We start from the raw sequence: 6,294 nt of genomic DNA, 5'->3' as shown, positions 1-6,294 counted from the left end.
TGGGCGAAGAGCGCCGCGCCACCTATTCGCCCTTCCTGCCGATCAGCCCCAAGAGCGGCCGCGTGCTGCAGGCCGCCACCCTCGAACGCAATGTCGAGAAGGGCGCCATCGTCTTCGCCGACGAGGACGGGACCCTGACGGAGACGCCGGTGACCGGCGGCCACGTGAAGCTGCAATGGCGGCCCGACTGGGCGGCGCGCTGGACGGCGCTTTCGGTCGATTACGAGATGTCCGGCAAGGACCTGGTGGACAGCGTCCGCGTCTCCAACCGCATCGTGAAGGCGCTGGGCGGAGAGCCGCCGGAGGCCTTCCACTTCGAGCTCTTCATGGACGAGAACAACCAGAAGATCTCCAAGTCCAAGGGCAACGGCCTGACGATGGAGGAGTGGCTGCGCTACGGCACGCCGGAGAGCCTGGCTTACTACATGTACCAGTCGCCCAAGTCAGCGAAGCGGCTCTATTTCGACGTCATCCCCAAGGCGACGGACGAGTACCTGCAACAGCTCGACGCCTACAACCGCGCTCGCACGGAGGGCGCTAACGGGCCCGCCATCGACAACCCCGCCTGGCACGTCCACCGCGGCGCCCCGCCGGAGCGCGGATCCCCCGTCAGCTTTTCGCTGCTCCTGAACCTGGTCTCGGCCGCCGACGCCTCCACCAAGGACATCCTCTGGGGGTTCCTCGAGCACTACATCCCCGGGGCCACGCCGGAGACCGAGCCGGTGCTGGACCAGCTCGCGGGCTATGCGATCAACTATTACGAGGACTTCGTGAAGCCCGCGAAGGCCTTCCGCGCGCCGGACGCCAAGGAGCGCGCCGCCATGCAGGCCCTGGCCGCCAGGCTGAAGGCGCTGCCGGCGGGCGCCGACGCCGAAGCGATCCAGAACGAGGTGTTCGAGGTCGGCAAGGACGCCGGCTTCGAGCCGCTGCGCGCCTGGTTCTCTGCGCTCTACGAGGTGCTGCTGGGCCAGAGCCAGGGCCCGCGCTTCGGCTCGTTCACGGCGATCTTCGGCGTCGAGCGGACCATCGCCCTCATCGAGCGGGCGCTGGCCGGAGAGCTGGTCGCCGCCTGAGGGTTACGTAAAGTGATCGAAGGTCACCTTGACGTAAACGGAAGCGTAGCCCTACGCTCTGGGCCACACATCGCGTCCAGGGAGGACTCCCATGCCCACGGACCTACGCCGCCCGCACCGCACCTTCACGATCCGGCAGCTCTGCCTTGAGTTCAAATGCACGCCGCGCGCCCTGCGCTTCTATGAGGACAAGGGCCTGCTGGCGCCCGCCCGCGACGGGCTGAACCGGGTCTATTCCTACAAGGACCGCGCCCGCCTGCAGCTGATCCTGCGCGGCAAGCGGGTGGGCCTGGCGCTGGCCGAGATCGGGGAGATCCTCGACCTCTACGAAGTCGACGACAGCGGCGCCCAGCAGGCAGCCAAGAGCTTGCGCAAGTTCCAGGAGCGCATCGTCGCCCTGGAAGGCCAGAAGATCGACATCGACAACGCGATCAAGGAGCTGAGGGCGGGCTGCGAGGCCATGGAGCGGCGCCTGGCCGAGACCCGGCCGGACCTGCTGCCGCGTGCGGCCGACTACGATCAGATGTTGCGCCGCAGGCTCGATGGCCTGGAACATAGCGAAGCGAAATAGCCTGGCGGCCCTACATCCCGCCTGAGCTCGCGACCGGAGTACCGCCATGCCCTACCAGCCGCCCGTGCGCGACTATGCCTTCCTGTTGCGCGACCTGCTGGAGCTGGAACGCTACGCCAATCTGCCGGCCTTCGCCGACGCCTCCATGGACACCGTCGACCAGATCCTGGAGGAGGCCGGCCGCTTCACCGGCGAGGTGCTGGCGCCCCTGAACAGCGTCGGCGACAAGGAGGGCTGCCACTGGCAGGCGGACTTCACGGTCACGACGCCCAAGGGCTTCAAGGAGGCCTACGCCCAGCTGGTCGAGGGCGGCTGGCCGGCGCTGGGCGCTGACCCGGCCTACGGCGGCCAGGGCCTGCCGCACGTGGTCAACCTCGCCTTCTCGGAGATGTCCTCGGCGGCCAACATGGCGTTTTCCATGTACCCGGGCCTGACCCACGGCGCCTACTCGGCGATCATGGCCGGCGGGACCCAGGCGCAGAAGGACCTCTACCTGCCGAAGCTGGCCTCGTTCCAGTGGGGCGGGACCATGAACCTGACCGAGCCGCACTGCGGCACCGACCTAGGCCTGCTGCGCACCAAGGCGGTCCCGCAGGGCGACGGGACCTATAGGATTTCCGGCCAGAAAATCTGGATTTCGGGGGGCGAGCACGACCTGACCGAGAACATCGTCCACCTGGTGCTGGCGCGGATCGAAGGAGCCCCGCAGGGGACAAGAGGCATCAGCCTGTTCATCGTGCCGAAGTTCATTCCGGACGCGCAGGGCCATCCCGGCGCGCGCAACTCGGTCAAGTGCCTGGGCCTGGAAGAGAAGATGGGCATCCACGGCAACGCCACCTGCGTGATCAGCCACGAGGAGGCGACCGGCTGGCTGATCGGCGAGGAGAACCGCGGCCTGTCGATCATGTTCGTGATGATGAACGAGGCCAGGCTTGGGGTCGGCATGCAGGGCGTCGCCCAGGCCGAGGCCGCCTACCAGGCCGCGGCGACCTTCGCCAAGGAGCGGCTGCAGGGTCGCTCGCTGACCGGGCCGAAGAACCCTGACGGGCCGGCCGACCCGATCATCGTCCACCCGGACATCCGCCGCATGCTGATGGACGCCAGGGCGATCGTCGAAGGCGGCCGCGCCTTCCTGTTCTGGACCGCCCTACACGGGGACCTCGCCCACGCCAGTCCCGACGAGGCCGTGCGCCAGAAGGGCAATGATTACATGGCGCTGATGACCCCGGTGCTGAAGGGCTTCCTCACTGACCGCGGCTTCCAGGTCTGCTCCGACGCCATGCAGGTGCACGGCGGGGCGGGCTTCACCGAGCATTTCCCGGTCAGCCAGTACCTGCGCGACTGCCGCATCGCCCTGATCTACGAGGGGACCAACGGCATCCAGGCGCTGGACCTGGTGGGCCGCAAGCTGGCCGCCGACGGCGGGCGCGGCGTGATGAGCTTCTTCGCCGAGCTCGACGCCTTCGTGGAGGCCAACGAGGCGGACACGGCCTTAAAGCCCTTCACCGAGGGCCTCGCCAAGGGCAAGGCGGAGCTGCAGGAGGCGACCATGTGGCTGATGCAGAACGGGCTCGCCAATCCCGACAACGCCGGCGCCGCCTCCACCGACTACCTGCACCTCTTCGGCCTGGTGGCGCTGGCCTACATGTGGAGCCTGATGGCCAAGACCGCGCTCGCTAAGATCGCCGGCGGCGCCACCGACCCGCTCTACCAGGAGAAGCTCGCCGTCGGCCGCTACTACATCGCCCGCGTGCTGCCGGAGACCGCAGGGCGTCTGGCCAAGCTGAAGACCGGCGCCGAGACCCTGATGGCGCTGCCGGCGGAGGCTTTCTAGTGGCGACCTATCGCGCCACCGCCGACTGGACCCTGGCCGAGGGCGAGGACTTCGCCACCGGCCGCTACAGCCGCGGCCACTCGGTGGTGTTCGGCTCGGGCTTCGAGGCCCCCGGAACCGCCTCGCCGCACATCGTCGGGAACAAGTGGTCGGTCGCCGGCGCGGTCGATCCGGAGGAGATGCTGGTCGGCGCCATCACCACCTGCCACATGCTGAGCTTCCTGCACGTCGCCCGCGAGGCCGGCTTCACGGTCACCCGCTACCGCGACGAGGCGGTGGGGATCATGGAGAAGAACGCCGACGGCGAACTCTGGGTCAGCAAGGTCACCCTGCATCCGGAAATTAGATACCAGGGCCGTCATCCGACGCCCGCCGAGCGCGACCACCTGCACCACGCCGCCCACCAGGTCTGCTTCATCGCCAACTCGGTGAAGACGGAGATCGTGGTGGAGGAGGTGGTGGGGGCAGACGGCTAACTGTCTTCCCCCGGTACGGGGGAAATGTCGGCAATGGGCGAAGCCCGGCCGACAATGGGGGAAGTGACCTCTGGCCTTTGACCTCCCCCATCGACCCGCGACGCAAGAGCGTCTTGGGCCACTTCCCCCGCAGCGGGGGAAGACAGGAGAGTCCGCAATCGCTTCCACAGCGCCTCCGCGTCCTTCAGCTCGCATTCCCAGATCGTTTCGACGCGCCAGCCGAGGGCCGACAGGGCCTCCCGGCTGCGGTCATCGCGGGCGCGGTTGCGCTCCACCTTGCCCACCCAGTAGTCGCGGTTCTGCTTGGGCACCCGCGCGCCGCGGGCGCAGTCGTGGCCGTGCCAGAAGCAGCCATGGACGAAGACCGCCAGCCGGCGGCCCGGCATGACGATGTCGGGCCTCCCCGGCAGGTCCTTGCGGTGCAGGCGATAGCGCGCGCCGAGGGCGGTGAGCGCCTTTCGCACCGCCAGTTCCGGCGAGGTGTCCTTGCCCTTCACCCGGCGCATCACCGCCGAGCGTTTCTCCGAGGAATAGACGTCGGTCACTGACAGGCCTGGGTCCCCGCTTTCGCGGGGATGAGCGGGATCACAGCCCTTCGAAGAGCGCGGTCGAGACGTAGCGTTCGGCGAAGCTCGGGATGATGGCGACGATCAGCTTGCCCTTCATGTCGTCGCGGCTGGCGACGTCGAAGGCCGCCGTCAGCGCCGCGCCGGAGGAGATGCCGACCGGGATGCCCTCCTCGGCGGCCACGCGCCTGGCCATGGCGAAGCTGTCGTCGTTGGAGACCTGGATCACCTCGTCGATCACCCCGCGGTCGAGGATCGAGGGCACGAAGCCCGCGCCGATGCCCTGGATCTTGTGCGGACCGGGCGGGCCGCCGGACAGCACCGGCGAGGCCGCCGGCTCGACGGCGATCATCCGCACCGAGGGCTTGCGGGCCTTCAGCACCTGGCCGACGCCGGTGATGGTGCCGCCTGTGCCCACGCCGGAAATGACTGCATCGACCCGGCCATCGGTGTCGTTCCAGATCTCCTCGGCCGTCGAGACCCGATGGATCAGCGGGTTGGCGACGTTGTCGAACTGCTGCGGCATCACCGCGCCCGGCGTCGCCTCGACGATCTCGCGCGCCCGGGCGACGGCGCCGGCCATGCCGCGCTCGGCCGGCGTCAGCTCCAGCTTGGCGCCCAGGATCAGCAGCATCTTGCGACGCTCGATCGACATGCTCTCCGGCATGACCAGGGTCAGCTTGTAGCCCTTGGCGGCGGCCACGAAGGCCAACGCGATGCCGGTGTTGCCGCTGGTCGGCTCGACGATCATGCCACCCGGCTTCAGGACGCCCTTGGCCTCCATGTACTCGACCATGGCCACGCCGATGCGGTCCTTCACCGAGCCGATCGGGTTGAAGAACTCCAGCTTGGCGACCACCTCGCCCTTGGGCTTCAGGGCCGCCGTCAGGCGCGGCAGCCGCACCAGCGGGGTGTCGCCGATGGTGTCGATGATGGAATCGAAGATCTTGCCCCGGCCGGCGCGCTGGTAGCGGGCGGCGTCGTAGACCTTGTCGGGGGTGGCGTCCATGAACCGGACCTTTCGCGGAGAAACTGCCCTTCGTGACCGCGAACCTAAGGCTTCCCAAAAGGATTGGAAGGCCCGGATTGGAAGGGCGCTCCGCCCGATGTGGTAGGATGCCCGCACGGAGGCGACGCCATGCCGTTCATCGACACCAACCAGCTCCCGCAGCACGAGCGGCGGCCCGGCTGGCGCGGCCGCTATTTCCATTCTCCCAGCCTGACCTTCGCCCACTGGGACTTCACCGCCGGCTCCGACATCCACGAGCATCAGCACGAGCAGGAAGAGGTCTGGGAGGTGATCGAGGGCGAGCTGGAGGTGACTATCGCCGGCGAGACGCAGGTGGCGGGTCCCGGCATGGCAGCCATCGTCCCGGCCAACACCCCTCACTCGGTGGTGGCGCGCACCGACGGACGAGCGATCGTTATCGACTACCCGCTGCGGACCGAATTCTGAAGTCGGCGGAAGCGCTCAGCAGCGGCTCCAGGATCTCCTGCGCCAGCCAGCGCACCACCGGCACGGCCACGCCGTCGCCGGCCACGTGCAGGGCCGAGGTCGCCGCGGTCGGCAGGCGGTAGGTCTCCGGCAGGCCCATCAGCCGCGCAGCCTCGCGCGGCGTCAGCAGGCGGGTCCGCACCCGGCCGTCCTCGACCACCGCGATCACCTGCCGCGAGGAGCCGCCGCGCGGCGTGCGCAGGCAGCCCGCCAGGCCGTCGAACCGGACCTCGGCCCGCTGCACGCGCGCTCCGGCCTCGACGCGCTTGCGCCGGTTGA

General features: G+C 68.8%; 7 protein-coding genes and 1 pseudogene. 5 read left to right on the top strand and 3 right to left on the bottom strand.

The window, feature by feature from the left end; genetic code table 11:
* The 4 genes from JWP28_RS15050 to JWP28_RS15035 form a co-directional block, all read left to right on the top strand.
* Positions 1-1,073 (top strand): lysine--tRNA ligase (locus tag JWP28_RS15050; protein ID WP_299544121.1); only part of this gene is annotated, 1,073 nt, incomplete at its 5' end.
* A gap of 91 nt (positions 1,074-1,164) precedes the next feature.
* Positions 1,165-1,644, top strand: coding sequence for a MerR family DNA-binding transcriptional regulator (locus JWP28_RS15045; protein WP_299544120.1), 480 nt, complete (start codon positions 1,165-1,167; stop codon positions 1,642-1,644).
* A 46-nt stretch (positions 1,645-1,690) separates the two neighbouring features.
* Positions 1,691-3,478: an acyl-CoA dehydrogenase C-terminal domain-containing protein gene (locus JWP28_RS15040; protein WP_299544119.1), complete on the top strand. Its 1,788-nt coding sequence runs from the start codon at positions 1,691-1,693 to the stop codon at positions 3,476-3,478.
* On the top strand, positions 3,478-3,954 hold the full coding sequence (locus JWP28_RS15035) for an OsmC family protein (protein WP_299544117.1): 477 nt from the start codon (positions 3,478-3,480) through the stop codon (positions 3,952-3,954). The genes JWP28_RS15040 and JWP28_RS15035 overlap by 1 nt, the downstream gene beginning before the upstream one ends.
* Before the next feature lie 143 nt (positions 3,955-4,097).
* Here JWP28_RS15035 and vsr read toward each other — a convergent pair.
* Both vsr and cysK read right to left on the bottom strand, forming a co-directional pair.
* Positions 4,098-4,499 (bottom strand): annotated as a pseudogene (gene vsr / locus JWP28_RS15030) (DNA mismatch endonuclease Vsr); the annotation flags it as partial.
* 40 nt (positions 4,500-4,539) lie between these two features.
* Entirely contained in the window at positions 4,540-5,529 is a 990-nt protein-coding gene (gene cysK / locus JWP28_RS15025; protein ID WP_299544115.1) for a cysteine synthase A, read from the bottom strand.
* A 129-nt stretch (positions 5,530-5,658) separates the two neighbouring features.
* Between cysK and JWP28_RS15020 the strand changes: the two genes are divergently transcribed.
* A complete protein-coding gene (locus tag JWP28_RS15020) occupies positions 5,659-5,976 on the top strand; it encodes a cupin domain-containing protein (RefSeq protein ID WP_299544114.1) in 318 nt (105 codons plus the stop codon).
* Here the strand turns inward: JWP28_RS15020 and JWP28_RS15015 are convergent.
* Positions 5,945-6,294 (bottom strand): DNA cytosine methyltransferase (locus JWP28_RS15015; RefSeq protein WP_299544113.1); only part of this gene is annotated, 350 nt, incomplete at its 5' end. The genes JWP28_RS15020 and JWP28_RS15015 overlap by 32 nt on opposite strands.

The organism is Phenylobacterium sp. (genome assembly GCF_028290885.1).
Taxonomy (GTDB): Bacteria; Pseudomonadota; Alphaproteobacteria; order Caulobacterales; family Caulobacteraceae; genus Phenylobacterium.
This window is presented reverse-complemented; position numbering and strand designations above follow the sequence as displayed.

Excerpts from the sequence above, each read along its gene's own strand:
- JWP28_RS15045 (WP_299544120.1), top strand. The coding sequence starts at position 1,165 with ATGCCCACGGACCTACGCCGCCCGCACCGCACCTTCACGATCCGGCAG.
- JWP28_RS15040 (WP_299544119.1), top strand. The coding sequence starts at position 1,691 with ATGCCCTACCAGCCGCCCGTGCGCGACTATGCCTTCCTGTTGCGCGAC.
- cysK (WP_299544115.1), bottom strand. The coding sequence starts at position 5,529 with ATGGACGCCACCCCCGACAAGGTCTACGACGCCGCCCGCTACCAGCGC.
- JWP28_RS15020 (WP_299544114.1), top strand. The coding sequence starts at position 5,659 with ATGCCGTTCATCGACACCAACCAGCTCCCGCAGCACGAGCGGCGGCCC.